At 67.2% G+C, this 26,577-nt stretch carries 20 protein-coding genes, 1 tRNA gene and 1 pseudogene; 18 read left to right on the top strand and 4 right to left on the bottom strand.

The genetic code is table 11. The features are described from left to right. Nucleotides 1-16: 16 nt before the first annotated feature. The 5 genes from ACUDTM_RS06790 (at nt 17) to ACUDTM_RS06770 (ending at nt 10,037) form a co-directional block, all read left to right on the top strand. Nucleotides 17-691 (top strand): DUF1449 family protein, encoded by a 675-nt coding sequence (locus ACUDTM_RS06790; protein WP_072168502.1) that lies wholly within the window; start codon nt 17-19, stop codon nt 689-691. Further along, nucleotides 691-2,709: a hypothetical protein gene (locus tag ACUDTM_RS06785; RefSeq protein WP_005417967.1), complete on the top strand. Its 2,019-nt coding sequence runs from the start codon at nt 691-693 to the stop codon at nt 2,707-2,709. The genes ACUDTM_RS06790 and ACUDTM_RS06785 overlap by 1 nt, the downstream gene beginning before the upstream one ends. 82 nt (nt 2,710-2,791) lie before the next feature. After that, nucleotides 2,792-8,179 (top strand): DNA repair ATPase, encoded by a 5,388-nt coding sequence (locus ACUDTM_RS06780; RefSeq protein ID WP_445391223.1) that lies wholly within the window; start codon nt 2,792-2,794, stop codon nt 8,177-8,179. Continuing rightward, on the top strand, nt 8,176-8,883 hold the full coding sequence (locus tag ACUDTM_RS06775) for a hypothetical protein (RefSeq protein ID WP_151355406.1): 708 nt from the start codon (nt 8,176-8,178) through the stop codon (nt 8,881-8,883). Before ACUDTM_RS06780 ends, ACUDTM_RS06775 begins: the two co-directional genes overlap by 4 nt. A gap of 44 nt (nt 8,884-8,927) precedes the next feature. Next, complete coding sequence (locus tag ACUDTM_RS06770) at nt 8,928-10,037, top strand: toxic anion resistance protein (protein ID WP_445391222.1); 1,110 nt, start codon at nt 8,928-8,930, stop codon at nt 10,035-10,037. 71 nt (nt 10,038-10,108) lie between these two features. Here ACUDTM_RS06770 and ACUDTM_RS06765 read toward each other — a convergent pair whose 3' ends face one another. Continuing rightward, the gene (locus ACUDTM_RS06765) at nt 10,109-10,996 is read right to left on the bottom strand and encodes a LysR family transcriptional regulator (RefSeq protein WP_252745399.1); all 888 of its coding nucleotides are present in this window, start codon (nt 10,994-10,996) and stop codon (nt 10,109-10,111) included. A 97-nt stretch (nt 10,997-11,093) separates the two neighbouring features. Between ACUDTM_RS06765 and trpB the strand changes: the two genes are divergently transcribed. From trpB to glmM, 5 genes are all read left to right on the top strand, one after another. Then, nucleotides 11,094-12,311 (top strand): tryptophan synthase subunit beta, encoded by a 1,218-nt coding sequence (trpB, locus tag ACUDTM_RS06760; protein WP_072168497.1) that lies wholly within the window; start codon nt 11,094-11,096, stop codon nt 12,309-12,311. Further along, nucleotides 12,308-12,988, top strand: a complete 681-nt coding sequence (locus ACUDTM_RS06755; protein ID WP_072168496.1) for a hypothetical protein — start codon at nt 12,308-12,310, stop codon at nt 12,986-12,988. The genes trpB and ACUDTM_RS06755 overlap by 4 nt, the downstream gene beginning before the upstream one ends. 1 nt (nt 12,989) lies before the next feature. Next, nucleotides 12,990-13,805 carry a tryptophan synthase subunit alpha gene (trpA, locus tag ACUDTM_RS06750; RefSeq protein WP_445391221.1) on the top strand — a complete coding sequence of 272 codons (816 nt, stop codon included), beginning with the start codon at nt 12,990-12,992 and terminating at the stop codon, nt 13,803-13,805. 254 nt (nt 13,806-14,059) lie between these two features. After that, nucleotides 14,060-14,935, top strand: coding sequence for an acetyl-CoA carboxylase, carboxyltransferase subunit beta (gene accD, locus ACUDTM_RS06745; RefSeq protein ID WP_005417947.1), 876 nt, complete (start codon nt 14,060-14,062; stop codon nt 14,933-14,935). Next, the gene (glmM, locus tag ACUDTM_RS06740; RefSeq protein ID WP_072168494.1) at nt 14,935-16,296 is read left to right on the top strand and encodes a phosphoglucosamine mutase; all 1,362 of its coding nucleotides are present in this window, start codon (nt 14,935-14,937) and stop codon (nt 16,294-16,296) included. Before accD ends, glmM begins: the two co-directional genes overlap by 1 nt. 81 nt (nt 16,297-16,377) lie before the next feature. On the opposite strand, the pseudogene ACUDTM_RS06735 reads toward glmM, so the two are convergent. The 3 genes and pseudogenes from ACUDTM_RS06735 to ACUDTM_RS06725 all read right to left on the bottom strand — a co-directional run bounded on the left by ACUDTM_RS06735 (nt 16,378) and on the right by ACUDTM_RS06725 (nt 20,269). Then, nucleotides 16,378-17,233, bottom strand: a pseudogene (locus ACUDTM_RS06735) (polysaccharide deacetylase family protein). Next, nucleotides 17,226-18,371: a glycosyltransferase family 4 protein gene (locus ACUDTM_RS06730; RefSeq protein WP_227836936.1), complete on the bottom strand. Its 1,146-nt coding sequence runs from the start codon at nt 18,369-18,371 to the stop codon at nt 17,226-17,228. Before ACUDTM_RS06730 ends, ACUDTM_RS06735 begins: the two are co-directional and overlap by 8 nt. Nucleotides 18,372-18,391: 20 nt before the next feature. Continuing rightward, entirely contained in the window at nt 18,392-20,269 is a 1,878-nt protein-coding gene (locus tag ACUDTM_RS06725) for a DUF3413 domain-containing protein (RefSeq protein ID WP_072168492.1), read from the bottom strand. Between the two features lie 150 nt (nt 20,270-20,419). Between ACUDTM_RS06725 and ACUDTM_RS06720 the strand changes: the two genes are divergently transcribed. From ACUDTM_RS06720 to ACUDTM_RS06685, 8 genes are all read left to right on the top strand, one after another. After that, a complete protein-coding gene (locus tag ACUDTM_RS06720; protein WP_049414703.1) occupies nt 20,420-21,397 on the top strand; it encodes an isopenicillin N synthase family dioxygenase in 978 nt (325 codons plus the stop codon). Between the two features lie 628 nt (nt 21,398-22,025). Beyond that, nucleotides 22,026-22,781: a triose-phosphate isomerase gene (tpiA, locus tag ACUDTM_RS06715; RefSeq protein ID WP_072168490.1), complete on the top strand. Its 756-nt coding sequence runs from the start codon at nt 22,026-22,028 to the stop codon at nt 22,779-22,781. 31 nt (nt 22,782-22,812) lie between these two features. Then, entirely contained in the window at nt 22,813-23,250 is a 438-nt protein-coding gene (gene secG / locus ACUDTM_RS06710; RefSeq protein WP_049415231.1) for a preprotein translocase subunit SecG, read from the top strand. Between the two features lie 51 nt (nt 23,251-23,301). Further along, nucleotides 23,302-23,386 (top strand) — tRNA-Leu (locus tag ACUDTM_RS06705). A 111-nt stretch (nt 23,387-23,497) separates the two neighbouring features. Further along, nucleotides 23,498-23,854, top strand: coding sequence for an NADH-quinone oxidoreductase subunit A (locus ACUDTM_RS06700; protein WP_005417937.1), 357 nt, complete (start codon nt 23,498-23,500; stop codon nt 23,852-23,854). Then, the gene (locus ACUDTM_RS06695) at nt 23,845-24,399 is read left to right on the top strand and encodes a NuoB/complex I 20 kDa subunit family protein (protein WP_005417936.1); all 555 of its coding nucleotides are present in this window, start codon (nt 23,845-23,847) and stop codon (nt 24,397-24,399) included. The genes ACUDTM_RS06700 and ACUDTM_RS06695 overlap by 10 nt, the downstream gene beginning before the upstream one ends. A 33-nt stretch (nt 24,400-24,432) precedes the next feature. Continuing rightward, the gene (locus tag ACUDTM_RS06690; protein ID WP_010486428.1) at nt 24,433-25,182 is read left to right on the top strand and encodes an NADH-quinone oxidoreductase subunit C; all 750 of its coding nucleotides are present in this window, start codon (nt 24,433-24,435) and stop codon (nt 25,180-25,182) included. Continuing rightward, nucleotides 25,179-26,486: an NADH-quinone oxidoreductase subunit D gene (locus ACUDTM_RS06685; RefSeq protein WP_005417935.1), complete on the top strand. Its 1,308-nt coding sequence runs from the start codon at nt 25,179-25,181 to the stop codon at nt 26,484-26,486. The genes ACUDTM_RS06690 and ACUDTM_RS06685 overlap by 4 nt, the downstream gene beginning before the upstream one ends. Nucleotides 26,487-26,577 lie beyond the last annotated feature (91 nt).

Below are 26,577 nucleotides of genomic sequence, written 5' to 3'. Positions count from 1 at the left end.
CCCAGGAGGGCAAGCGATGCAGGAGTTCCTCACCGTCGTGTTCGGTTTTCCGACCCTGCCGTACAGCATCGTGCTGGCGGTGGCGGCGCTGTATTGGGCACTGGCGGCCTTCGGTCTGGTCGACGACGGGTTTGGCGATGCCGGCGCCGATGGGGCGCTGCATGGCGACCCACAAGATCTGCAGGGACTGTCCGCACTGCTGGCGCGTTGGGGCCTCGGTGGGGTTCCCCTCATGCTTGTGGTGACGCTGCTGGGTTTCTTCGCCTGGATCGTCACCTATTTCGTCCATCTGTTCGTGCTGTTGCCGCTGCCGGACCTGCTGCGCTGGGCGATAGGTGCGGTCGTGGCCCTTCTGGCGCCGTTGCCGGCGGTTCCGTTCACCGCGCTGCTGCTGCGCCCCGTCCGCAGGTTCCTGCTGCGCCTGCGCCCGGTGGCGCAGGCCTCGCTGCTGGGGCGTACCGGCGTGGTTGCCTCGCCGAAGGTGGATGCCCGCGGCGGTCACGCCACCTTCGACGATGGCGGCGCCGGACTGGTGCTGCAGGTGCGCAGCGAGATCGAACTGCAGCGTGGCGAGCGCATCGTGCTGGTCGAACACGTGGCTGATCAACACCATTACCGGGTGGTCCGCGCCGACGCGGTCGCCCTCGACTTCCAGGACAACCTGCTTCCGGGCAACAAGGAGAATCACTGATGACGTTGGCAACCATGGCCCCCTTCCTGATCGGCGTAGCCGTGCTGCTGGTCGCACTGCTCGGCCTGGCCGGCCTGTTCAAGGCCTTCTACCGCAAGGTCGACCAGGGCGTGGCCCTGATCGTCAACGACATGAGCTCCACGCCCAAGGTGCACTTCACCGGTGCGCTGATCATCCCGGTGCTGTACCGCGCCGAGCTGATGCGGATCAGCCTGATCACGCTGCAGATCGACCGCCGCGGCAAGGAAGGCCTGATCTGCCGCGACAACATGCGTGCCGATATCGCCGTGGCTTTCTACCTGCGGGTCAACGAGACCCAGGCCGACGTCCTGCGCGTGGCCAAGGCCATCGGTGCCGACCGTGCATCGGACAAGCATGCCGTCGACGAGCTGTTCAACGCCAAGTTCTCCGAAGCGCTGAAGACGGTCGGCAAGAAGTTCGACTTCACCGAACTGTTCGAGAAGCGCCAGGAGTTCCGCGACGAGATCATCGCGGTGATCGGCAATGATCTGAACGGCTACGTCCTTGAGGACGTGGCGATCGACTACCTGGAGCAGACCCCGAAGTCGCTGCTGGACCAGTTCAACATTCTCGATGCGCAGGGCATCCGCAAGATCACCGAATTGACGGCCGCGCAGAACGTGGTGACCAACGAGCTGGAGCAGAACGAGAAGCTCGCCATCACCAAGAAGAACGTGGAAGCGCGCGAAGCGCTGCTGGCCCTGGAACGCCAGCAGGCCGAAGCCGAAGCACGGCAGAAGCGTGAGATCGAGACCATCCGCGCACGCGAGGAGGCCGAGACCGCCAAGGTGCAGGAGGAGCAGCGCCAGTTGTCCGAGAATGCCCGCATCGAAGCGCAGCAGCTGATCGAGATCCGCGACCAGAACCGCCTGCGCGAAGTGGAAGTGGCCGAGCAGAACCGCCAGCGTGCCGTGGCCATCGAGGCCGAGCGCGTGGAGCGCGCACGCCAGCTGGAGCAGGTCACCACCGATCGTGAAGTGCAGCTGCAGGGCGTGGAGCGTGACAAGGTGGTCGAGCAGGGCAAGATGGACGTGGCCAACATCACCCGTGAACGCATCTCCATCGACAAGACCGTGGCGCAGGAAGAGGAGCGCATCAAGGAAGTGCGCGAAGTCTCCGAGGCCGACCGCCAGAAGCAGGTGCTGATCCTGGAAGCCGAGGCCAAGGCGCAGGAAGCGCTGGTGCGCGAAGTCAAGGAAGCGCAGGCGCGCGAGACCGCTTCAAAGCATCGCGCGGTGGAACTGACCACGCTGGCCCAGGCCGAGCATGAAGCGGCCGGCAAGCAGGCCGAAGCCAAGCGCCTGTTGGCCGATGCCCTGCGTGCCGAACAGGCAGCGCCGGGCCTGGCCGAAGCGCAGGTGCGTGAAGCTTCGGCGCTGGCCATCGAGAAGGTCGGCATTGCCGAAGCGCGCGTGATCGAAGCCAAGGCCGAAGCCAGCCTGAAGCAGGGCAGCAACGAAGCCCGCGTTCTGGCCGAGACCCTGCAGGCGCAGGCGCAGGGTGAGGAAAAGATGGGCCTGGCCCGTGCCACCGCCACCGAGTCGCTGGGCAATGCCGAAGCCGGCGTGGTGCAGAAGAAGCTGCTGGCCGAGGCCGAGGGCCTGGTGCGCAAGTTCGAAGCCATCGCCTCGCTGAGTGACCAGGCACGTGGCCATGAAGAGTTCCGCATGATGCTGGACAACAGCCTGAAGCAGGCGCTGGCCTCGATCGAAGCCGGCAAGGAAGTCTCGCGCGAGAACGCCAATGTCATCGCCAGCGCGCTGCGCAACGCCGATATCGACCTGGTCGGCGGCGACGGCGGCATGTTCGAGAACCTGGTCAAGGCGGTGTCGCTGGGCAAGTCGATCGAAGGCTTCGCCGGCAAGAGCCCGATCGTGCAGGAGCTGATGCAGCGCTACCTGGGCGTGGCCGTGGCCGAACCGGCGCCGCGCCAGATCGCCGAGGATGCCGAAGCGGTACCGACCGTGTCGGCTACCGTGGTCGACAGCGCCCGTTGATGCATCGGGCGATGGCCGCCGCCATCGCCCGCCCGCGCCGGTCGCAACCGCGGCCGTCCGCCCGTGAGCCGGAAACCTGCTGATGTCTGAAACCCATCCGTCCGCCGAATCCACTGCGCCGGAGGCCGGCGGCAGCACCGTCGACCAGGCTGTCGCCCAGGGCGGCGCCTACGAAGTCCTGCGCCGCCGCCTGGCCGAGCAGGGCCAGCGCCTGCAGGGCCTGGCCGAAACACTCAACCGCCAGCGCCTGGCCGAGTTCGGCGACAGCCGCCTGGAGGTGGTCGGGCGCTTCCGCATCCGCAGCGACAACAACTGCGTCGGCCGTGACATCGTGCAGGTGGGCCCGGACCGCCTGCTGTTCGGCTACAACGTGTTCATCGGGTTGAAGACCCAGACCCGCATCGAGGATGTGTTCGGCCTGTACCGGCTGGTGCAGGGCAGCGATGGCTACGACGTCGCTGCCCTGGAGCTGAAGGGCAGCTTCCTCGACCAGCCCGGCTTCGTGCACGATTTCAACGAGCTGTATGCCTACTACAAGCACGCGCGCCTGCTGCAGCTGATCGTGGTCGGCGACAAGCTGCTGGCCTCGTTCCAGATCGGCGAGCGCAGCAGCGACGTGCGCGTGTTCCGCTGGGCGCTGTCGCGCGAGGGCGAGCTGACCTACCTGGATGCGCGCGGTGAGCGCGATATCGCGCTGCCGCCGCCGTTCGACTTCGAATGGACCCGGGCGACCCGCGACCTGGCGGTCAACGGCCGCCATTCGCACCTGAACATCCTCGACACCCTGTTCGTGGAGACCACCGGTGGCGACCTCACCATCAAGGTCGAAAACAACACCGAAACCGGACAGGGCATCTACAGTGAACCCGTGGAGGACAGCACGCAGTCGCTGGACGACGCCCAGTTCGAGTTCGCCCGGGTCGGCTCGCTGGTATTGCTGAAGGTGCTGCCGTACCGCGAGACCGAATGGCGCGGCCTGATCTACAACACGCTGACCGGCGGCATCGTTCGCAATGATGCGATCGTGCAGGCCTGCGTGCAGCTGCCCGAAGACCATGGTGTGATCTTCCCGGGTGGCTATTACCTGCAGGGCGGCGAGCACAAGGCGTTTGATGCCTCGATGGCCGGCATGCAGTTCAAGCGCAGCATCCGTTCGCCAAACGGCGAGGACGTGCTGTACATCTTCTACGAGCGCGAAGGCGGGCGCTCGGCGCTGTTCGTCTACAACACCATCCAGCGCGTGCTGCAGAACCCGGTGTTCGGCCATGGCTACGCCTTGATGCAGGACGGGCGCATGGTGCTGTTCCATGCCGAGGGCAGCGAACCGACCCGCATCCATCCGATGCAGGTCTGGCAGACGCCGTTCAGCAGTGACGAGTTCGCCGCCAACCGGCCGCCCGGCAACACGTTCATGGGCCGCATCGGCAACGCCGAGCTGGTGCGCGGCATTTCCAACCTGTTCAACCTGGCGCGCGAGATCGATGGCCAGGACGTGTCGGTACAGCGCTACCAGCGCCTGGTGGCCGATACGCGGCGTCTGTTCGATGCGCACCACTGGCTGGGTGACGCGGCCTGCGATGGCGCCGAGGCGCTGCTGCGGCAGATCAGCGCGACCGGCGAATCGGTGCTGGACGAGTACGAGAAGGTGCAGTCGATCCGTCAGCAATCGGCACAGGCGATGCGGGAGGCCGAGGCCGCGCACAAGGCGCTGCTGGGCCGGCTGCAACCGCAGAACTGGAGCGAGGTGCAGGCCTTCGTCGAGGCCCTCAACGCGATCACCGCATTGCGCGGGCGGCTGCTGACCCTCCGCGAGCTGCGCTACATCGACACCGCGCGCATCGAGGCGATGACCGTCGAACTGGTGGAGGCACAGGACCGTGTTGGCGCCGCCACCGGTGACTTCCTCGCTGGCGAGGAAGCGCTGGCGCCGCTGGCCACGCGCCTGCAGGCGCTGGATGATGCCGCGCAGCAGGCACAGACGGCGCGCCAGCTGGACGAGCAGTTGGAAGGCCTGCGTGGCATGGCGTCCGACCTGGACATGCTGTCCGAGCTGATGGCCGGCCTGAAGGTGGACGATGCCACTGCCCGCACCCGCGTGGTCGAGTCGATCTCGGTGCTGTACGGTCGCCTCAACCAGGCGCGCGCGCGTGCTGACCAGCGCCGCAGGTCACTCGGTTCGGCCGAGGCCGTGGCGCAGTTCGCCGCCCAGTTCGCGCTGTTCTCGCAGTCGATCACCAGCGCGCTGGCGCTGGCCACCGATCCCGAACGTGCCGACGAGCAGTTGTCGCGCCTGCTGGTGCAGCTGGAGGAACTGGAGAGCCAGTTCGGCGAACACGAGCAGTTCCTCGGCGACATCCTGAGCAAGCGCGAAGAGCTGGTCGAGGCCTTCGAAACGCACAAGCAGGCGTTGCTGGATGACCGCCAGCGCAAGGCGCGCTCGGTACTGGATGCGGCCAATCGGATCCTCGACGGCCTGGCCAGGCGCACCGACCGCTTCGACACCGCCGATGAGCTCAACGCGTTCTTTGCCGGTGATCCGCTGATCCTCAAGCTGCGTGAGCTGGCCGAGCGCCTGCGCACGCTGCACGACAACGTCAAGGCCGACGACATCGAGGCGCGGCTGAAGGGCGTGCGTGACCAGGCGGTGCGCCAGCTGCGCGACCGCAGTGACCTGTACGAAGCCGGCGGCAACGTGGTGCGGCTGGGCCCGCGCCATCGCTTCAGCGTCAATACGCAGGCACTGGACCTGACCCTGTTGCCGCGTGGCGACACGTTGGCCATCCATCTGACCGGCACCGACTTCCTGGAGACCCTGCACGATCCGGAGCTGGACGCACTCAAGCCGTTCTGGCCGGTCACCCTCGACTCGGAATCGCCCACGCTGTATCGCGGCGAGTATCTGGCCGGCAGCCTGCTGCTGGCCGCGCAGGAGGGGCGCGATGGCCTCGATCTGGCTGCGCTGCAGCACGACGTCGCCAACCCGGAAGCGCTGGATCAGCGTGTGCGTGCGTTCGCCGCACCACGCTATCGCGAAGGCTACGAGCGTGGCATCCATGACCACGATGCGGCACTGATCCTGCGTGCGCTACTGCCCTTGCAGCAGGCGGCCGGCAGCCTGCGTCACGCACCGCGGGTGCGTGCGCTGGCGTTGCTGTTCTGGGCCGCTGAGCAGCGGCGCGAAGCGGTGGCGCAATGGCCGGCGCGGCAGGTGGGCGCCGAGGCGCTGGCACGCCTGCTGGGGTCCGACGAAGGGCGCCTGGCGTTGCGCACAGAAATGGCCGAGGCGCTGCTGGGGTATGCGCAGTCCCACGCGTTGCCGTTCGATGCCGATGCCGCGGAGGCTGCAGCCGCCTATCTGGGCGAAGAACTGGCGGCGGGCGATCCGGTGTTCAGCAGCAGCCGCCACGCGGTGGCGCTGCTGGAGGCATTGGCCGAGCAGCTGGAACAGGCGGGGCAGCGTGAGGCGGTCGAGCGTGCCCTGCAGCGCGGCCAGGATCCACTGGCTACGCGTTGGTCATTGGCTGGGCAGTGGCTGCGCGCAGTGGCGCGGATGCCGGCGCATGCGCAGCATGCCGGCTATGTCGACGAAGCCGCCGCGTTGCTGCTGGTGCAGCGCCAGTTGCGCACCCGTGCCAGCGATGCCGCACTGCAGGCGGAGGTCAATGGCCTGCTGGGTGAACACGCACGCATCAGCAATGGCGCGCTGATGGTATCGCTGGATGATTTCCTCGCGCGCCTGCAGCAGCACCTGCGTCATTTCGTGCCAGCGTTTCATGCCTACCAGGCGCTGCGCCAGGGCATCATCGGTCGCGAGCGCGAGACCCTGCGGCTTTCCGAGTTCAAGGCGCGGCCGCTGTCCTCGTTCGTACGCAACAAGCTGATCAACGATGTCTACCTGGGCGTGATCGGTGACAACCTGGCCAAGCAGATGGGCACGGTCGGCGAGAACAAGCGCAGCGACCTGATGGGCCTGCTGATGATGATTTCGCCCCCGGGCTATGGCAAGACCACGCTGATGGAATACGTGGCGCACCGCTTGGGCCTGGTCTTCATGAAGATCAACGGCCCGGCGCTGGGCCACGAGGTGCGCTCGCTGGACCCGGCCCAGGCACCGGACGCGACCTCGCGGCAGGAGCTGGAGAAGCTCAACCTGGCGCTGGAAATGGGCAACAACACCATGCTGTATGTGGACGACATCCAGCACACCCATCCCGAGTTCCTGCAGAAGTTCATCTCGCTGTGCGATGGCACCCGCCGTATCGAGGGCGTGTGGCGCGGTCGCACCCGCACCTACGACATGCGCGGCAAGAAGTTCTGCGTGGTGATGGCCGGCAACCCGTACACCGAGTCCGGCGAGGTGTTCAAGATTCCGGACATGCTGGCCAACCGTGCCGACATCTACAACCTCGGTGACGTGCTCGGTGGCATGGAGGCCGCCTTCACCCTCAGCTACATCGAGAACAGCCTGACCTCCAATCCGGTGCTGGCGCCGCTGGCCACGCGCGACATGGCCGACCTGTATGTACTGGTCGACCGCGCGATGGGCAAGGAGGTCTCGACCAACGGCCTCAGCCACGCCTACAGCAGCGCGGAGATCAACGAGATCACCGCCACCCTGCAGCGCATGCTGCGTGTGCGTGACGTGGTCTACCGGGTCAACCAGCAGTACATCGCCAGCGCCGCACAGGACGACCGCTACCGCACCGAGCCGCCGTTCCGCCTGCAAGGCAGCTACCGCAACATGAACAAGCTGGCCGAGAAGATCTCCCCGGTGATGAACGAGGACGAACTGCAGCAGTTGATCTCCGACCACTACCTGGGCGAGGCGCAGCTGCTGACCACCGGTGCCGAAGAGAACCTGTTGAAGCTGGCCGAACTGCGCGGCGTACTGGATGACACGCAGGCGCAGCGCTGGGCACAGATCAAGCGCGACTTCCTGCGCAACAAGGCCATGGGGGCCGACGACAGCGATGTCGGCGGGCGCGTGGTGGCGCAGCTGGCCGATATCGCCACCGCGCTGCAGCTGCCACCGCCCGCGCCGGAAGCGATCGCCGTTGCGGACCCGGCGCCGTGGCCGGCGCTGCTGGAGGCCCTGCATCGCCTTTCAGAGGCGCGTCCGGCCGCTGCGCCGGCGCCGGTCGCGGCAGCCCCCGGCGTGCCGGCCACGGCCTTGGCCGACGACCTGCAGGCGGGCCTGGCGCCGCTGGTGGAGCTGCTGGCGGCATCGCAGGCGCAGCAGGTGCAGGTGTCGCAGACCCTGGCCGCGTTCGCCGGCTGGGCGCGACAGCAGGTCGAGCGGGGCACGCCGAGCGCTGTGGTGGCGCAGCGCGCGCGCGTGCGCCGCGCCGCGACGCCGGAGGAGCGGGCGCTGGATGAGGCGCTGATGCGCCACTTCTACGGCGAGTCATTGCCACCGGAAGACGGCGATGGCATGCCGGCATCCACGCCGAAGCCGCCGCCGCTGCCGTGACCACGCGCGTGCCACTGCCGCCACCGATGCTGCCGGATACGGTCGATGTCGCTGCGCTGGCCGACTATGGTGCGCCGTTGCTGCAGGCGCTGGCGCGGCGCGAAACGCCGTTGCCACCGGGTGCGGGCGAGCGCCTGGTGGCTGCGCTTGCGCGCATCGCGCTGGCCCTGCAGGCCGGCAACCCGGCGCAGATCCGGCAGCAGGAAGGCTGGTGGGGACGGCTGCTGGGGCGCGATGTCGCTCGCGAAGCAGAAGGGCACGCGCTGCAGTCGCAGCTGGGCGTACTGGCCCTGCAGGCGCGTGAGCAGGCCCAGCACCTGAAGCAGCACATGCAGCTGCGGGCCATGGCCATCGTTGAGCATTCCGCGGCGGCCGCGGCGCTGGACGGCTGGGCCGAACTGGCTGCGTCGCGGCTGACGACGCTGGATATCGCCGGTCAGGCCGCGCTGTCGCACCGGCTGGACCATCTTCGCCGGCTGGCCTCGCTGCGCCGCCTGGAAGCCGGCCAATGGCAGCTGCTGCAGGACCAGGACAACATGCTGCTGCAACGCTTCGCGCGCATCCATGACGTGCTGCTGCCAGCCTGGCGGCAGGCTGCACTGGCGGGCCAGGCCGCTGCGGGCGCTGCGTTGGCCGGCAAGGCTGCCACGTTGCACGCACAGATCGATGACGAGGTGGCCGCGGCTCAGGCTAGACTGCCTTGAGCCGGCCGCCGCTGCCGCTTACCCAACTGCAAGGAGACTGCCCGATGACCCAGGACAGCCAGACCCCCGGTGCCCTCGTACCCGGCACGACCACCGCCACTGCGCTCGACGAAGGTGCACTGCAGGCGCTTGGGCTGGTCCGCGAGGATCTGCCGCGCATCGCCGAGATCCGTCTGGAACTGGACGATCTGCGCCCGGGCAACCTGCAGGTGTTCGGCCGCGAGGCGGCCACGCGCACCGCCGCGTTCTCCAGCCAGTTGCTGGACCAGGTGCGCAATCGTGACCTGGATGCCAGTGGCGAGAAGCTGGGCGAGGTGGTGCGCATCGCGCGCAGCCTGAAGCTGGATGGCTTCGCCCAGCGTTCGAAGGTGCCGGTGATCGGTGGCCTGATCGACCGCATGCGCGCCTCCAAGGGCGAGCTGGTGCAGAAGTTCAGCGACACCAACGCGCAGATCGAACAGCTGCTGGCCGACGTCGGCGTGCAGCAGGCGTTGATGGACAAGCGCGTGGGCGAGTTCGACCGCATGCACGATATCGTCCGCGAAGAACGTCGTGCGCTCGGCCTGTATGCGGCAGCGGGCAAGCAGCGGCTGGCCGAACTGCAGGCCGAACAGCTGGCCGGGCAGGCCAGCGAGGACCCCCAGCAGCGCATCCGCCAGGGCGAGATCGACAATGCGATCCGGTTGATCGAGAAGCGCGTGTCCGACCTGCAGCTGATGCAGCACGCCGCCGATCAGTCGCTGCCGATGATCCGCCTGATCCAGGCCAACGCGCTGCAGCTGATCGAGAAGTTCAACACCGTCCGCGACATCACCATTCCGTCATGGAAGCGCCAGTTCGCCATCCAGCTCTCGCTGGGCGAACAGAAGGCTGCGGTCGAACTGTCCACGGCCATCGATGACGCCACCAACGAACTGATGCGCCGCAATGCCGACCTGCTGCGCCAGGCCTCGGTGGATACCGCGCGCAGCAACCAGCGCGGCGTGATCGACGTTGCCACGCTGCGCCATGTACACGACCAGCTGATCGCCACGGTGGAAGAAGTGCGCAGCATCCATCGCGAAGGGATGCAGCAGCGGCAGCAGGCGGAAGCGGAGCTGTCGCGCCTGCGCGAAGACCTGCAGCAGCGCCTGGCCACACCGACCGCCAGCTGAAAAAAGGGGACGGAGGGAATCAGGTCGTTTGTGCCACTTGCGACTTAATTCCCTCCGTCCCCTTTTTGTTGTCATCGGAGTTGCTGGCCCAGCCAGTCGGCGAGCGCATCCACGCGCGCATCAGGTGGTCCGTCCGGTTGCGCCAGCACCCAGAAACCACCAGTGGCGGCAAACCCCCACGGCGCGACCAGTCGTCCGGCGGCCAGGTCCTCGGCCACCAGTGGCTCGGGTGCGATCGCCGGGCCCAGCCCGGCCACCGCTGCCTCCAGCAGGTAGTACAGATGCTCGAAGGCCGTGCCCAGCTGCAGCTTCGCGGGGTCCAGAGAGTGCGCCTGCGCCCACGCCGGCCACGCCTGCGGCCGTGAGCGGGTGTGCAGCAGCGTCTCCTGCAGCAGCGCCGAGGGCGGTGCCTGCCGCAGGCGCTGCGCGGCCGGATGCGAGGGGGCCACCACCACGCCCACCCGTTCCGGGGCCAGCTCACGCACCTGCCAGCCCCGGGGCCACGGCCCCTGTGCCAGCAGCAGTACCGCATCCAGTGCCGCCTGTGCCTCGGTGAAGCTGCCATCCAGCGCTGACCACTGCAGGCGCACGCCGGGCAGGGCGGCCTGCAGCGCAGGCAGGCGCGGGATCATCCAGCGCGCCAGCACGCTGCCGCTGCAGCCCAGTACCAGCGCCGGGGCCGCCGCCGGCCGCCGCAGTTCGCGCACGCAGTCTTCGATGCCGCCGAAGGCCTCGCTGCACGCTGCCTGCAGCCGCGTGCCCGCAGCGGTCAGGCGCAGGCCGCGACCGGCACGCTGGAACAGCGCCAGGCCGAGATGGTCTTCCAGCAGCTTCAGCTGCCGGCTGACCGCACCGTGGGTGACATGCAGGTCGTGTGCGGCGCGGCCGACGCCGCCGAGACGGGCGGTGGCCTCGAACGCACGCAGCGCATTGAGTGGCGGCAGCAGGGAACGGCTCATGTGAGATTTCCTGACGATATGCGCCAGATAATATCCATTTTCCGGTCAAGACCCGTGCGCTAGAGTATCCACCTGTCTCGAACCAGCGGTCGCTTCCATGTCTGCCTCCCCCATTGCCGACTACCACGCCTTCCCGGATGCCCAGGGCCATTTCGGCCGCTACGGCGGCAGCTTCGTTGCCGAAACCCTGGTGGGTCCGCTGCAGGAACTGGCCCAGGCCTATGACCAGGCCCGCCAGGACCCGTCATTCCAGGCTGCCTACGACCGCGACCTGGCCCACTACGTGGGCCGGCCGAGCCCGATCTACCACGCCCAGCGCCTGAGCGACCATGTCGGCGGCGCGCAGATCCTGCTCAAGCGCGAAGACCTGAACCACACCGGCGCGCACAAGATCAACAACACCATCGGCCAGGCGCTGCTGGCCGCGCGGATGGGCAAGAAGCGCATCATCGCCGAGACCGGTGCCGGCCAGCACGGTGTTGCCAGTGCCACCGTTGCCGCCCGCCTGGGCCTGGAATGCGTGGTGTACATGGGCGCCACCGACATCGAGCGGCAGAAGATCAACGTCTACCGCATGAAGCTGCTTGGCGCGACGGTGGTGCCGGTCACCTCCGGCTCGGCCACCCTGAAGGACGCGCTCAACGAAGCGATGCGCGACTGGGTGACCAACGTGCAGGACACCTTCTACATCATCGGCACCGTGGCCGGCCCGGATCCGTATCCGCGCATGGTCCGTGACTTCAACGCCATCGTTGGCCGCGAGGCACGCGAGCAGATGCTGGCCGAGTATGGCCGCCTGCCCGATGCGATCACCGCGTGCGTCGGCGGCGGCAGCAACGCCATCGGCCTGTTCCACGCCTTCCTCAACGATCGCCAGGTCGAGATCGTCGGCGCCGAAGCCGCCGGCGACGGCATCGGCACCGGCCGCCACGCCGCATCGATCGCCGCCGGTCGGCCGGGCGTGCTGCATGGCAACCGCACCTATGTGCTGTGCGACGACGACGGCCAGATCATCGAGACCCACTCGGTGTCGGCCGGCCTGGACTATCCGGGCGTCGGCCCGGAGCATGCTTTCCTGGCCGATACCGGCCGTGCGCGCTACCTCGGCATCACTGATGAAGAAGCGCTGCAGGCCTTCCACCTGCTGGCGCATACCGAGGGCATCCTGCCGGCACTGGAGTCCAGCCACGCACTGGCACAGGCGATCAAGCTGGCGCGTGAGCGTCCGCGTGACCAGATCGTGCTGTGCAACCTGTCCGGCCGTGGCGACAAGGACGTGCACACCATCGCCGCTCGCGAAGGGCTGGTGCTGTGAGCGCGCTGCTGCGGAACAGCGGGGTGCTTCTGCTGGTGCTGGGCCTGGCCGCGTGCCAGCCGCCGGAACCGCCAGTGCTTGCGCCGGCTGCCAAAGCCACCGCGCAGCCCGCACGGCAGCCGGCCGCCAACGATGACCTCGACCCGATGGCGCGTACGCCGATCGTCGATCCGCCGTCTGCGGAAGAGAGCAACGGCGACAACGCCCCCGCCGTCGCCTCGGTTGCACTGGACCATGCCGGCGAAGTGCTGGTTGGCCAGCACATGGGGGACCTGAAGTCACTGGGGCCGTGGAAGGCACAGGGCGCGAAAGAGTTCTTCGAAGGCGACTGCGAGTACTACGACGGCAGGGGGTTGCCGCCGGGCGTGTCGATGATGACCGACGACGACCGCGTGGTCCGATTTGATCTGAAGCCGGGCGACGACCCGGAGCTGCCGGTTGAACAGCCCGGTCCCTTCGGCCTGCGCATCGGCATGACCCGTGCCCAGGCCATGGCGCAGTTCCCGAAGCCGCCGGTATCCAGCCCGCATGCCTACGACGGTGACCAGGGCGAGTACCTCACCTGGCAGGACCCGGGTTCGGACCTGGGCATCCGCCTGGAACTGTTTGAAGGGAAGGTCACCCGGATGTACTGGGGAACCAGCGATGCGATTGAACTGATTGAAGGATGTGCCTGAAATGCCCGTATCCCGACTCGATGCCTGTTTCCTGCGTCTGCGCGAACAGCAGCGCAAGGCGCTGATTCCCTTCGTCACCGCCGGTGATCCCTCGCTGGAGGCGACCGTGCCGGTCATGCACGCACTGGTCGAGGCCGGCGCCGACGTGATCGAACTGGGCGTGCCGTTTTCCGACCCGATGGCCGATGGCCCGACCATCCAGCGCAGCTCCGAGCGCGCGCTGGCACGCGGCGCCGGCAGCCGCTACGTCCTGCAGGCCGTGGCGCAGTTCCGCCAACGCGATGCGCAGACCCCCGTGGTGCTGATGGGCTACCTCAACCCGGTGGAGATCCATGGCTACGCGGCCTTCGCCAAGGCCGCCGTCGACGCCGGCGTGGACGGCGTGCTGCTGGTCGACCTGCCGCCGGAAGAAGCGGGCGATGCCCAGCAGGCGTTCGACGCAGCCGGCCTTGCACTGGTCCTGCTGGCGTCGCCGACCACCAGCGAGGCGCGAGCCGACAAGCTGCTGGCGCTGGCCCGTGGCTATCTCTACTACGTCAGCTTTGCCGGTGTCACCGGCGCGTCCGAGCGCCTGGACAGCGATGCCGCCAGTACCCGCCTGCAGGCGTTGCGCGCGCGCGCATCGGTGCCGGTGGTGGCGGGCTTCGGTATCAAGGATGCCGCCAGTGCCGCGGCCATGGCCCGCCAGGCCGATGGCGTGGTGGTCGGAAGCGCGCTGGTGGCGGCGCTGGCGGAAGCGGGCTCGGCGGAAGACGCGGTGCAGCGCGCCCGGGCCTTCCTCGCCCCGCTGCGGCAGGCGCTGGACGCGGAACGGTAGTGCCGGCCGCTGGCCGGCATCCTCCCGAGGGCTCGCGTGCAAGGGCTGCCGGCCAGCGGCCGGCACTACCCATAGGTCTGCACGCAAGGGCTGCCGGCCGGCGGCGGGCACCGTCCAGCACCTAAACGTACGTCCCAGCATGGTTTTTTCCCGCTGCCCCGCGGCTGGCAAGGGGGTGCACGGGCGGGGAAAGCGGAGCTAGACTGTCCGCCTTTGCGGCCCCAGGGCCGCCCTGAACGGAAGTGTCCTCCCGCATGAGTTGGCTCAGCAAGTTGATGCCGTCCGGCATCCGCACCGACAACACCCCCAGCAAGAAGCGCAGTGTCCCCGAGGGCCTGTGGGAAAAGTGCAGCAACTGCGGCAGCGCGTTGTACCGTCCGGAACTGGAAGAGAACCTGGAAGTCTGCCCGAAGTGCGGCCATCACATGGCGATCCGCGCGCGCGCGCGCCTGGCCGCCCTGTTCGACGCCGACAGCACCACCGAGATCGGTGCGCGCCTGGGGCCGACCGACCTGCTCAAGTTCAAGGACCAGAAGAAGTACAGCGAGCGCATCAAGATCGCGCAGAAGAATACCGGCGAGTACGACGCGCTGATCGCCATGCGCGGCCTGCTCAAGGGCCGTGCGCTGGTGGCATCGTCTTTCGACTTCGCCTTCATGGGCGGCTCGATGGGCTCGGTGGTCGGCGAGCGTTTCGCACTGGCCGCAGAAACCGCAGTCGAGATCGGGGCGCCCTACGTGTGCTTCTCGCAGAGCGGTGGCGCCCGCATGCAGGAAGGCCTGTTCTCGCTGATGCAGATGGCCAAGACCTCGGCCGCGCTGGGCAAGCTGCGTGAAGCCGGGCTGCCGTACATCTCGGTGCTGACCCATCCGACCACCGGGGGTGTCTCGGCCTCCTTTGCGATGCTGGGCGACATCAACATCGCCGAACCGCAGGCGCTGATCGGCTTCGCCGGCCCGCGCGTGATCGAGCAGACCGTGCGCGAGAAACTGCCGGAAGGCTTCCAGCGCTCGGAGTTCCTGCTCGAACATGGTGCCATCGACCAGATCTGCGATCGCCGCGAGCTGCGCGACCGCCTGTCCGACCTGCTGGCGATGCTGGGCCGTCAGCCGGCGCCGGAGGTGGCTTGATGGGAGGCCGCAAGTACTTTGGTACTGATGGCATCCGTGGCCGGGTCGGCCAGGGCGTGATCTCGGCCGACTTCGTGCTGCGCCTGGGCAACGCCCTGGGCCGTGTCCTGGTCGCCCAGCGCGGCCAGGACGGGCGCCGGCCGATCGTGGTGATCGGCAAGGACACCCGCATTTCCGGCTACATGTTCGAGGCGGCGCTGGAAGCCGGCCTGGTGGCCGCCGGTGCCGACGTGCAGCTGCTGGGGCCGATGCCGACGCCGGCGGTGGCGTTCCTGACCCGTACGCTGGGCGTGGATGCCGGCATCGTCATCAGTGCCTCGCACAACCCGCACTACGACAACGGCATCAAGTTCTTCTCCGCCCAGGGCGAGAAGCTCGACGATGCCACCGAGCTTGCCCTCGAAGCGGCGCTGGACGTTCCGTTCACCACCGTCGAATCAGAGAAGCTGGGCAAGGCGTCGCGTGGCCGCGAGGCGGTCGGCCGCTACATCGAGTTCTGCAAGGCCAGCGTGCCGCGCGCGTTCGACCTGCGTGGCGTACGCCTGGTGCTGGACTGCGCGCACGGCGCCACCTACCAGATCGCACCGCTGCTGTTCCGCGAGCTGGGTGCCGAGGTGATCGGCATTGGCGCCGAGCCAAACGGCGTCAACATCAACGCCGGCGTGGGCTCCACCCATATCGACAATCTCGCGGCCAAGGTCCGCGAAACCCGCGCCGATCTCGGCATTGCCTTCGACGGCGACGGCGACCGCGTGCTGATGGCCGACGACCAGGGCAACCCGGTCGACGGCGACGACCTGCTTTACATCCTGGCCCGGGCATGGAAAGCCGAAGGCCGCCTGCGCGGCCCGGTGGTCGGCACGCTGATGAGCAACTACGGCGTGGAGAAGGCCTTCGCCGATCTGCAGATTCCGTTCGTGCGCAGCAATGTCGGTGATCGCTATGTGCACCAGGCGCTGATCGAAGGCGGTGGGGTGCTCGGCGGCGAAGCCTCCGGCCACCTGCTGTGCCTGGATCGGGCCACCACCGGTGACGGCATCGTCAGTGCGCTGCAGGTGCTGGTGGCGTTGCGCAACAGCGGGCAGACCCTGCGCCAGGCATTGAAGGGGCTGGTGCGGGTGCCGCAGAAGACGGTCAACGTGCGGCTGGGCAATGTCTCGGCCAAGGCCACCGTGCAGGCCGACAGCGTGCAGGCCGCGCTGGCCGTCGCGCAGCAGTCAGTGGCCGGCCGTGGCCGTGCGTTCCTGCGCCCGTCCGGTACCGAGCCGGTGGTGCGTGTCACGGTCGAGGCCGATGATGCAACGCTGATGCAGGACACGCTGGACCGCCTGTCTGCAGCGGTCCGTGAAGCCGCCGCCTGAGGCAGCTGTGCATTTGCCCAAACAGAAACGCCCCGCAATGCCGGGGCGTTTTTTCGTTCAGGCGGCAAGGCTGCGCGAGGCTCACGGCCCCGGCACCATCTTCTTCTGCCGCGCCTTGAAGCCATTGAACAGCGGCGCGATCAGGGGGGTGGCTCTGGGCGATGCGCTTGCGCAACCAGCTCGCCGGGCGGTTGCGGATCGCGAAGCGGTAGATGCGTTCCGGATCGCCGCCGACCACGTTACGGCCGAACGGGTGGGTGGTGTGCAGGTAGCGGAAGCCGTGCTCGCGTGCCACCTCGATGTGGTCCTGGTCGAAATCGCCGTAAGGCCAGCACAGCGTATCGGACACCTCGCCGAGCTTGTCCCGCAGGACTTCGCGCGAGACTGCCAGGTCGTGGCTCAGGCCCGCACGGCGCTGTGCGCGGTCCAGGTCGTCGCGGCGCAGCCAGCGGGTGTGGGTATGGGTGTGGCAATGCACTTCGAAGGTGCCGGCGGCGATGGCCGCGCGCGCTTCGCTCCAGCGCATCATCACGTCGTCGCTGCGGTTCTGCTCGTAGATGGCCGCTTCGCAACCGCGGTGGTCCGGCGTGGCAGGCAGCACTGCTCCGGCAAGCCCCGCATGGGGCCGCTCCGGGCCTTCACCCATCCAGCCGGTGACCACGAACACCACTGCGTGCATGCCGTACTTCTGCAGGATCGGGTGCGCATACACCCAGTTGTCCAGGTAGCCATCGTCGAAGGTGATCACGATCGACTTGCGCGGCACCGGCTTGCCGGCCAGGAAGCCGGCGTACTGGTCCAGTGTCAGCGAAGTCCAGCCGTTGCCGGCCAACCAGGCGATCTGGCTTTCGAAATTCTCCGGTGACACGGTGATCATGCCCGGCGACGGACTGACGTGGTGGTGCATGAGCACCGGTACGGTTCGGGCATCAGCCATGTCCCAGCTCCTTCAGCCACTGGCGGTAGTAGTGTTCGGTGGTCTCACCGTGGCCATCGGGGGTGAACCGGTGCGCGCTGTGCATCCAGTCCCACCCGGCGCGGCCCATCTGCCGCCGCCGTTCCGGATCTTCCACCAGCAGGCGCAGTGCGCCTGTCAGGGCTGCATTGTCGCCCAATCGGGTGAGGATCGCATTGCTGCCATCGACCACCATCTCCGGCACGCCACCTACGCGCGTGGCCACGATCGGTACCCCGACATAGGCAGCCTCCAGCAACACGGTACCGGCCGCTTCCTTGTGCGAAGCCAGCGCGAAGATGTCGAAGCCGGCCATCAGCCGGCACGCGCCGTCACGATAGCCGAGCAGGTGGACCTGTTGCTGCAGCCCATGCTCGTCGCGCAGCGCCTGCAGCCGATCCATGACCGGCTGGCCATCGCCGATCACCACCAGGTGCAGGTTCGGATGCGTCCTGCACAGCGGCACCATCGCCTGCAGGAGGTCGGCATGCCCCTTGGGTCCGCGCAGCACCGCCACGCAACCGACCACGATGTCCTGCTCGCTGAAACCGAGCTCGGCGCGCACCTCCGCGCGCACCTCCTGCAGGCATTGCCAGGGATCGGCCTTGCGGATCTCGCTCCAGCGCGGCGGGACTGCAATTGGCGGCACGATACCGATGTGCTCGGCCGGAATGCCGCGCTCGGTCAGCAGCTGCTTGACGAAGCTGCTGACGGTCATCACCCGGTGCGGCAGGCCGGTATAGGTCAGCAGCGAGTTGACCGGGCTCATCAGGTGGCGCGAGCGTATTACCAGCGGTGTGCCGCCCAGGCGTGCACCGGCGGCGGCGATCAGCGCGTCACGGCGGCTGGTGGTGTTGACCACGTCGTAGCGCTCGCGACGCACCAGGCGCGAGACCGACCAGATGCCGCGCAGCAGGCGCAGCAGGCCCCCCATGCGCAGGGTGTACACGGTGAAACCGTCGTCGCGTGCCAGCTTGGCCAGGCGCGCTTCGGGCTGGCACAGCAGCGCCACCTCATGGCCACGCGCGCGCATCACCTGCATGTGGCGGAAGATGTAGATCTCCTGTCCGCCCATTCCCTTGGCGGCTTCGGTGTGCAGGATGCGCAGCGGACGGTTCATGCGGGATCGATCCTTGAAGGTCAACGATTGCGGAAGCGGGTCAACGCTTCCCATGCAGTGCGTACGGCAGCCGCATCAGGGGCCTGCTGGGGCAGCGGGAGGTAGTGCCGGTCCAGCGCTGTGGCGTTGCCGAACTTGTCGAACACGTAGATCGCGTCGCCATGGCGTATCGCGCGCTGCGACCAGCTTTCGACCACCAGGGCACGCGGGCCCTGCGGTTCGGCCAGCAGGTCCTGGCCGGTGCTGTAATCGCTCAGCGCGTTCTCGCAGCCCAGCGCATGGCGCATCAGTGTCGGTACCCAGTCTTCGTGCGAGCTGGTGCGGGCGTCGCGGCCAGCGGCCCTGCCTGGCCAATGCAGCACGAACGGGACCTGCAGCTGGTAGTCGGAGAAGTTGCCGTTGTGGCCCCAATAGTTCAGCTTGAGGTCGTTGAACTCTTCGGCATGGTCGCCGGTGACCAGCACGATGGTGTCCTCGGCCAGGCCCTGTGCGCGCAGGTCGTCCAGCAGCGAGCCGATCAGGCTGTCTGCGTAGTGCACGGCGGTGCGGTAGCGGTTGAGTTCCGGCGTCGGGTCATGCTCCGGGCCGAATTTGAGGAAGTCGATGTCCGCAGCCATCGGCGTCGCCACGGGCGGGTAACCATCGGGCATGTGGTACGGCGCGTGGGTGGAGTCGAGGAACACGAAGCCAAACCACGGGCGCTGCGCCGCCTGGCTGGCGCGGATGTCCTGCTGCAGTGCACTGATGATCGCGCGGTCGCGGCCGTCGGACTTCAGTGCCGATGGCCCCTGGTGCAGCTGGTCGCGCACATCGGCGAATGCCGTGCGATCGAATTCCGGGCTGTACAACGGCGCACTGCCGTACAGGTGCAGGTCGTAGCCCTGCTGGCCCAGCACCTGGAACAGCTGCGAGCCGCGCTGCTCGTCGAGCATGCTTGGCCAGTAACCACCGGGCAGGCCGTACAGCAGCCCGAACAGGCCGTAGCGGGTGGCATTGCCGGTGCTGAAGTGCTGGTCGAACACGCGCGCGTCCTGCGCCAGCGCCGACGTGTTGGGCATCAGCTGCGGTGTCAGCACGTCCTGGCGCAGCGATTCCAGCACCACCATCAGCACATTGGGACGATGCGGGTTCTGGCACCGCAGCGGGTGCAGTGGGTACTGCAGCTGCGCATGGCGCGGGTCGGGCAGGCCGGCCTGCTGCTGGCTGACCACGCCCAGGCGCCGCATGAAGCTCTTGGCGGTGATCGGTTGCGCCCACGGCAGGTAGTTCCACTGCGCGATCACATCGCGGTCGCCGCGGGCGTCGTAGTAGGCGGTGGCCACCTGGCCGCCGGCCATCAGAAGCGCGACCGCTGCCCACGCCTGCAGCACCCGTCGCCGGCGCGGCACTGCCGGCAGCAGCTTCCAGCACGCCCAGGCCAGCAGGCCTTCGGCGGCGAAGACCGCGGCGACCAGCAGCGCGACCTGCAGCCAGGTCTTCCAGGACAGGGCGACCTGGTCCTGCAGGGCGCCGCCGAACACCATGTTCACGACCATGGCGTTGAGGTGGAAGCGGTACAGGGTGAACACCTTGGCGTCGACCAGCAGCAGGCACAGCCACAGGCCCTGCAGGAGAACGGCGCTGATGCTCAGCGTACGGGCAGTGCGTGGCCACAGCCCCAGCAGCAACGGCAGCAGGCCGGCCAGCGCGCCGAACGCGAGCAGGTGGCCGGGCAGGGCGATCGCGAGGTAGGCCAGGCCCGCGCTGCCGCCTGGATTGTCCCGCAGCGGCACGTTGCCCAGTGCGATCGCCGCAGCCAGGACCGCATTGCCGGCGACGAACAGCGACCACCAGGCCAGCCGGCGCCAACGCCGGGTGAAGCCTTCAAGGGCGAGTGCGGCAGGGGCGGCTGCAGACATGGCGAAGCGGATTCAGGGAGCGGGGAAAAGGTCGGGCCCCACGTGACGGAAGCGTTAATCCGCGCGCGGGTCGCGCATTGTATCGGTTTGTTTCTTCGTATCGAGTGGCGTCCCCCGGGCGATCTGTCACAATGTTCAGGCGGGCCATGAATGCGCTGGCCCCCCAGACCCAATGACAAGCCAGGAACCGCTGTGAGCCAGATCCCCACCCTCGACATCACCCGTTTCGACAGCGACCGCGAGGCCTTCGTGGCCGAGCTGGGCGCGGCCTATCGCCAATGGGGATTCGCGGGCATCCGCAACCACGGCATCCCGCAGGCCGACATCGACGCGGCCTACGATGCCTTCAAGGCCTTCTTCGCCCTGCCGGAAGAGGTCAAGCGCAAGTACCACGTGCCTGGCAGCGGCGGGGCCCGCGGCTATACCCCCTTCGGCGTGGAGACCGCCAAGGGCTCCAAGCACTTCGACCTGAAGGAGTTCTGGCACATCGGCCGCGAGATCGCCGACGACTCCAAGTACCGTGACGTGATGGCGCCGAACCTGTGGCCGACCGAAGTAGAGGGCTTCCGCGAGCGGGGGTACGGCCTGTACCAGGCGCTGGACAACCTGGGGTCGCGCGTGCTGTCGGCGCTCGCCCTGCACATCGGCCTGCCGGAGAATTTCTTCGCCGACAAGACCAACTTCGGCAATTCGATCCTGCGCCCGATCCACTACCCGCCGATCACCACCGACGACATCCCGAACGTTCGTGCCGGTGCTCATGGCGACATCAACTTCATCACCTTGCTGGTGGGTGCCAGTGCCGCGGGCCTGGAAGTGCAGTCGCACGACGGCGAGTGGGTGCCGTTCACCTCGGACGCGGACACCATCGTGGTCAACATCGGCGACATGCTGCAGCGCCTGACCAACCATGTGTATCCGTCGACCATCCACCGCGTGGTCAATCCTCCGGGCGAGCTGGCGCGCCAGCCGCGCTACTCGGTGCCGTTCTTCCTGCACCCGAACCCGGACTTCCTGATCGACGTGCTGCCCTCGTGCATCACCCCGGAGAACCCGAGCCGGTACCCGGAGCCGATCACCGCCCACGGCTTCCTCGAGGAGCGCCTGCGCGAGATCAAGCTGAAGTAAAGAGAAGTGAGGCCGCCGAAAGGCGGCCTTGTTTTTTGCAGGGTCGCACCCTGCGCCCGCGGTAGTGCCGGCCGCTGGCCAGCAAGCCCAAAGCCAAAGCGGCTCTGGATTCGTGCCGGTTGAGCGGGGCGGCGTGGGTTGGCAGGACACGCCGTGAACCCGTCCATGGGGGCTCGATGGCGCCATCCATGGCGCCAACGGTCCTGCCAACCCACACCGCCCCACCCCCGACAGTTTCCCGGTGACGGTGGGTAAATCCCGATTCTCGGTAGGTGTCGACCTTGGTCGACACGGTAGATCCACGCCATGCGTGGATGAGATCTGTCAGATCGAAGTGGGGCAGGGCACCCGGAATGCCGCTTTTGCTCTTGCTCTTCTTTTTTCTTTCCGTGGCGGGCGGAACCGTCGGAATGTGTCAGAGGCCGGGCGGGCGGGGATGACGGGGGTGTTCGCGGCATCCATGCCGCGGCCAAGCCCCAGATCCAGCCGGGCTCTCCGCGACCAACCCGACCCCCGCCACGAGGGGCTGCGCCGTTGGCTGAAAATCCATGTAACCGCTTACACGGAAACGGATTTTTGCCGTAGCGGGTATCATGACCGGCTGACTTCACACAGGAGCCACCCGCTCATGCGCCGCAAGATCGTCGCCGGAAACTGGAAGCTGCACGGCAGCCGTCAATTCGCCAATGAACTGCTGGAGCAGGTGGCCGCCGGGCTGCCGCTGGAGGGCGTGGACGTGGTGATCCTGCCGCCGCTGCCGTACCTGGGCGAGCTGGTCGAGGACTTCGGCGCGACCGGCCTGGCCTTTGGTGCACAGGACGTCAGCAGCAACGAGAAGGGCGCCTACACCGGCGAGGTCTGCGCAGCCATGCTGGTCGAGGTCGGGGCCCGCTATGGCCTGGTCGGCCACTCCGAACGCCGCCAGTACCACCATGAAAGCAGCGAGCTGGTCGCGCGCAAGTTCGCCGCCGCCCAGCATGCTGGCCTGGTCCCGGTGCTGTGCGTGGGCGAGACCCTGGAACAGCGGGAGGCCGGGCAGACCGAAACGGTCATCGCCAGCCAGCTGGCGCCGGTACTGGAACTGGCCGGTGCGGCCGGTTTCGCCAGCGCCGTGGTCGCCTACGAGCCGGTCTGGGCCATCGGCACCGGCCGTACCGCCAGCAAGGAGCAGGCGCAGCAGGTGCACGCGTTCATCCGTGGCGAAGTCGCGCGTATCGATGCTAGAATCGCCGATTCACTGCCCATTGTTTACGGCGGTAGCGTGAAGCCCGACAATGCCGGGGAACTGTTCGCGCAGCCGGATGTCGATGGTGGGCTGGTCGGCGGCGCCTCCCTGGTGGCCGCGGACTTCCTGGCCATCGCACGGGCGGCGGCCGCGAACTAATCCTAGAAGTATTGTCCGAGGGCGGTTTCCAATGCTGATGTTGATCCTCAATGTCGTCTACGTGCTGGTCGCTGTGGCCATGATCGCGCTGATCCTGATGCAGCGTGGCTCGGGTGCGGCGGCAGGTTCGGGCTTTGGTGCCGGTGCCTCGGGCACGGTGTTCGGTGCGCGTGGCGCCTCGAACTTCCTGTCCAAGTCGACCAAGTGGCTGGCTGTCGTGTTCTTTGGCATCAGCCTCTTCATGGCCTGGTATGCCGGTCACGGCACCCGTCCGGCGGCCGACCAGGATCTGGGTCTGATGTCCGCCCCGGCAGCGACCGCTCCGGCGGCGCCGGCGGGCGAGCTGCCGGCCGTCCCGAAGGCCGATGCGGTCCCGGCAGCCCCGGTTCCGGCCGCCAATGTGCCGGCTCAGGCGGAATCTTCGGTTTCTGGTGAAGAAAAGCCTTCGGAAGGCTCCCAGAAAGACTGAAGCCGGTTACAATACGCGGCGCATCGGAAAGATAGTCTGATGTGATCGTTTGCCCAGGTGGCGGAATTGGTAGACGCACTACCTTGAGGTGGTAGCGACGCAAGTCGTAGGGGTTCGAGTCCCCTCTTGGGCACCATTTGTAAGTAAAGCGGGTTCGTCTGGCGCGCAAGGCGCCAGGCAGGTTCCCGTCCACTCCCCCATGCCAAAGCGCCTGCAGGCGCAGCGGCAGAGGCAAGAGAGAATCGCTGTGCTGGCCGAATATTTGCCGTCTCTGCTGTTTCTGATCGTTGCCACCGGTATCGGCGTTACGCTGATGCTGGTTGGTCGATTCCTCGGTCCCCGCCGCCCCGATCTGGAAAAGCTGTCGCCGTATGAGTGCGGCTTCGAAGCCTTCGAAGACGCGCGCATGAAGTTCGACGTGCGCTACTACCTGATCGCGATCCAGTTCATCGTCTTCGACCTGGAAATCATCTTCATCGTGCCGTGGACCCAGGTCTTCATGGAACTGGGCGCCCGTTCGCTGGTCACCATGGGCCTGTTCGTCGGCATGCTGTTCCTCGGTTTCATTTACGTCTGGAAGAAGGGAGCGCTGGAATGGGAGTGATTCAGACGCTCGATGGCCTCATGAACAATCCGTCGCCGGAAGGCCGGGTTGATGACATCCTGCGGCCGGAAGGCGACAACCCGCTGCTGGAAAAGGGCTTCGTCACCACCAGCGTCGACGCACTGCTGAACTGGGCGCGCACCGGCTCGATGTGGCCGATGACCTTCGGCCTGGCCTGCTGCGCCGTCGAGATGATGCACGCCGGCGCCGCGCGCCTGGACCTGGATCGCTACGGCGTGGTGTTCCGCCCGTCGCCGCGTCAGTCCGACGTGATGATCGTGGCCGGTACCCTGGTCAACAAGATGGCCCCGGCGCTGCGCAAGGTCTACGACCAGATGCCGGACCCGAAGTGGGTCATCTCGATGGGTAGCTGCGCCAACGGTGGCGGCTACTACCACTACTCCTATTCTGTGGTGCGCGGCTGTGATCGCGTGGTGCCGGTGGACGTCTACGTCCCGGGCTGCCCGCCGACCGCCGAGGCGCTGGTGTACGGGATCCTGCAGCTGCAGAAGAAGATCTGGCGTACACAGACCATCGCCCGCTGACCCCTTCACCTGACTAGAGCGCGCCAAGCCCCCATGGCAGAGCAAGCATCCTTCATCGACCGACTCTCCGCACGTTTCGCTGGTGCGAAGGTCATCGTGGTCGAACCCCGCGGCGAAGTGACGCTGGAAGTGCCTGCCGCCGAGTGGCACGCCACCGCCCTGGCGCTGCGTGACGAGTTTGGTTTCGAGCAGGCCGTGGATCTGTGCGGCGTCGACTACCTCGGTTATGGCTCCGACGAATGGGACACCGCCGATGTGTCCTCGCAGGGCTTCAGCCGAGGCGTCGAAGGCAAGGCCCAGGGCCGCTTCGCGTGGGGCGAGTTCCCCACCGAGGAAAACGGTGCCGACGGTGCCCGCCCGCAGCACATGCCGACCCAGCGCTTCGCCGTGGTCGCGCAGCTGCGTTCCTACCAGCACAACCTGATGATGCACCTGCGCTGCTTCGCTCCTGACGAAGCGCTGCCGGTGGTGTCCTCGCTGACCAGTATCTGGCCGGGCCTGAACTGGTTCGAGCGCGAGGCGTTCGACCTGTACGGCGTGATCTTCGAAGGCCACCCGGACCTGCGCCGGATCCTGACCGACTACGGTTTCGTCGGCCATCCGTTCCGCAAGGACTTCCCGCTGATCGGCAATGTCGAAGTCCGCTACGACGAAGAGAAGAAGCGCGTGATCTACGAACCGGTCACCTCGGTGGAGCCGCGTGTCGGCGTGCCGCGCGTGATCCGCGACGACGCCCGTCTGCAGACCGCAGAAGGTGAGCGCGCGCAGGAGGCAGTGAAGTGAGCCACGTACACCAGGCCGGCGAAGCATTCGCCAGCAACGCCGCCGAGAGCCGGCAGGAAATCCGCAACTACACCATGAACTTCGGCCCGCAGCATCCGGCCGCTCACGGTGTGCTGCGCCTGATCCTGGAAATGGACGGTGAAACCATCATGCGCGCCGACCCGCACGTGGGTCTGCTGCACCGTGGTACCGAAAAGCTGGCCGAGTCCAAGCCGTTCAACCAGTCGATCGGCTACATGGATCGACTGGACTACGTGTCGATGATGTGCAACGAGCACGCCTACGTACGCGCGATCGAGACCCTGATGGGCATCGAGGCGCCGGAGCGTGCCCAGTACATCCGCACCATGTACGATGAAATCACCCGCATCCTCAACCACCTGATGTGGCTGGGCTCCAACGCGCTCGACCTGGGCGCGATGGCGGTGATGCTGTACGCCTTCCGCGAACGCGAAGAGCTGATGGACTGCTACGAAGCGGTTTCCGGCGCGCGCATGCACGCGGCGTACTACCGTCCGGGCGGTGTCTACCGCGACCTGCCGGACCACATGCCGAAGTACAAGGAATCGCGCTGGCACAAGGGCAAGGCGCTGAAGCAGCTCAATGCTTCGCGCGAGGGTTCGCTGCTGGACTTCCTGGAGAACTTCACCGTCGAGTTCCCCAAGCGCATCGACGAATACGAAACCCTGCTGACCGACAACCGCATCTGGAAGCAGCGTACCGTCGGCATCGGCGTGGTCACTCCCGAACTGGCCCACCAGTGGGGCATGACCGGCGTGATGCTGCGCGGTTCGGGCATTGCCTGGGACCTGCGCAAGAAGCGTCCGTACGCCAAGTACGATGCCGTCGATTTCGACATCCCGCTGGGCAAGGAAGGCGACTGCTACGACCGCTATCTGGTCCGCGTTGCCGAAATGCGCGAATCCAACCGCATCATCAAGCAGTGCGTGGCGTGGCTGAAGGCCAACCCGGGCCCGGTGATGGTGAAGAACTTCAAGGTCGCTCCGCCCAGGCGCGAGGACATGAAGGACGACATGGAAGCGCTGATCCACCACTTCAAGCTGTTCAGCGAAGGCTACTGCGTGCCGGCCGGCGAGACCTACTCGGCGGTGGAAGCCCCGAAGGGCGAATTCGGCTGCTACCTGGTCTCCGATGGCGCCAACAAGCCGTTCCGCGTGCACCTGCGTGCGCCGGGCTTCGCCCACCTGTCCTCGATCGATTCGGTCGTGCGCGGCCACATGCTGGCTGACGTGGTGGCGATGATCGGCACCTACGACCTGGTGTTCGGCGAGGTTGACCGGTAATGCCGTCCGCCACGCCAACGCCCGCTGCAGGCAGCCGGCGCAAGCCGGCGCCGCAGTTTCTGGAATTTCACGTTATGCATTTCGCTGAGGT

The organism is Stenotrophomonas maltophilia group sp. vghtpe118, from assembly GCF_052605195.1.
The sequence above is the reverse complement of the archived record's forward strand: the minus strand, read 5'-3'. Positions and strand labels throughout refer to the sequence as shown.

Coding starts and splice junctions, on each gene's coding strand:
- ACUDTM_RS06790 (WP_072168502.1), top strand. CDS start 17: ATGCAGGAGTTCCTCACCGTCGTGTTCGGTTTTCCGACCCTGCCGTAC.
- ACUDTM_RS06785 (WP_005417967.1), top strand. CDS start 691: ATGACGTTGGCAACCATGGCCCCCTTCCTGATCGGCGTAGCCGTGCTG.
- ACUDTM_RS06780 (WP_445391223.1), top strand. CDS start 2,792: ATGTCTGAAACCCATCCGTCCGCCGAATCCACTGCGCCGGAGGCCGGC.
- ACUDTM_RS06770 (WP_445391222.1), top strand. CDS start 8,928: ATGACCCAGGACAGCCAGACCCCCGGTGCCCTCGTACCCGGCACGACC.
- ACUDTM_RS06765 (WP_252745399.1), bottom strand. CDS start 10,996: ATGAGCCGTTCCCTGCTGCCGCCACTCAATGCGCTGCGTGCGTTCGAG.
- trpB (WP_072168497.1), top strand. CDS start 11,094: ATGTCTGCCTCCCCCATTGCCGACTACCACGCCTTCCCGGATGCCCAG.
- trpA (WP_445391221.1), top strand. CDS start 12,990: ATGCCCGTATCCCGACTCGATGCCTGTTTCCTGCGTCTGCGCGAACAG.
- accD (WP_005417947.1), top strand. CDS start 14,060: ATGAGTTGGCTCAGCAAGTTGATGCCGTCCGGCATCCGCACCGACAAC.
- glmM (WP_072168494.1), top strand. CDS start 14,935: ATGGGAGGCCGCAAGTACTTTGGTACTGATGGCATCCGTGGCCGGGTC.
- ACUDTM_RS06730 (WP_227836936.1), bottom strand. CDS start 18,371: ATGAACCGTCCGCTGCGCATCCTGCACACCGAAGCCGCCAAGGGAATG.
- ACUDTM_RS06725 (WP_072168492.1), bottom strand. CDS start 20,269: ATGTCTGCAGCCGCCCCTGCCGCACTCGCCCTTGAAGGCTTCACCCGG.
- ACUDTM_RS06720 (WP_049414703.1), top strand. CDS start 20,420: ATGCGCTGGCCCCCCAGACCCAATGACAAGCCAGGAACCGCTGTGAGC.
- tpiA (WP_072168490.1), top strand. CDS start 22,026: ATGCGCCGCAAGATCGTCGCCGGAAACTGGAAGCTGCACGGCAGCCGT.
- secG (WP_049415231.1), top strand. CDS start 22,813: ATGCTGATGTTGATCCTCAATGTCGTCTACGTGCTGGTCGCTGTGGCC.
- ACUDTM_RS06695 (WP_005417936.1), top strand. CDS start 23,845: ATGGGAGTGATTCAGACGCTCGATGGCCTCATGAACAATCCGTCGCCG.
- ACUDTM_RS06690 (WP_010486428.1), top strand. CDS start 24,433: ATGGCAGAGCAAGCATCCTTCATCGACCGACTCTCCGCACGTTTCGCT.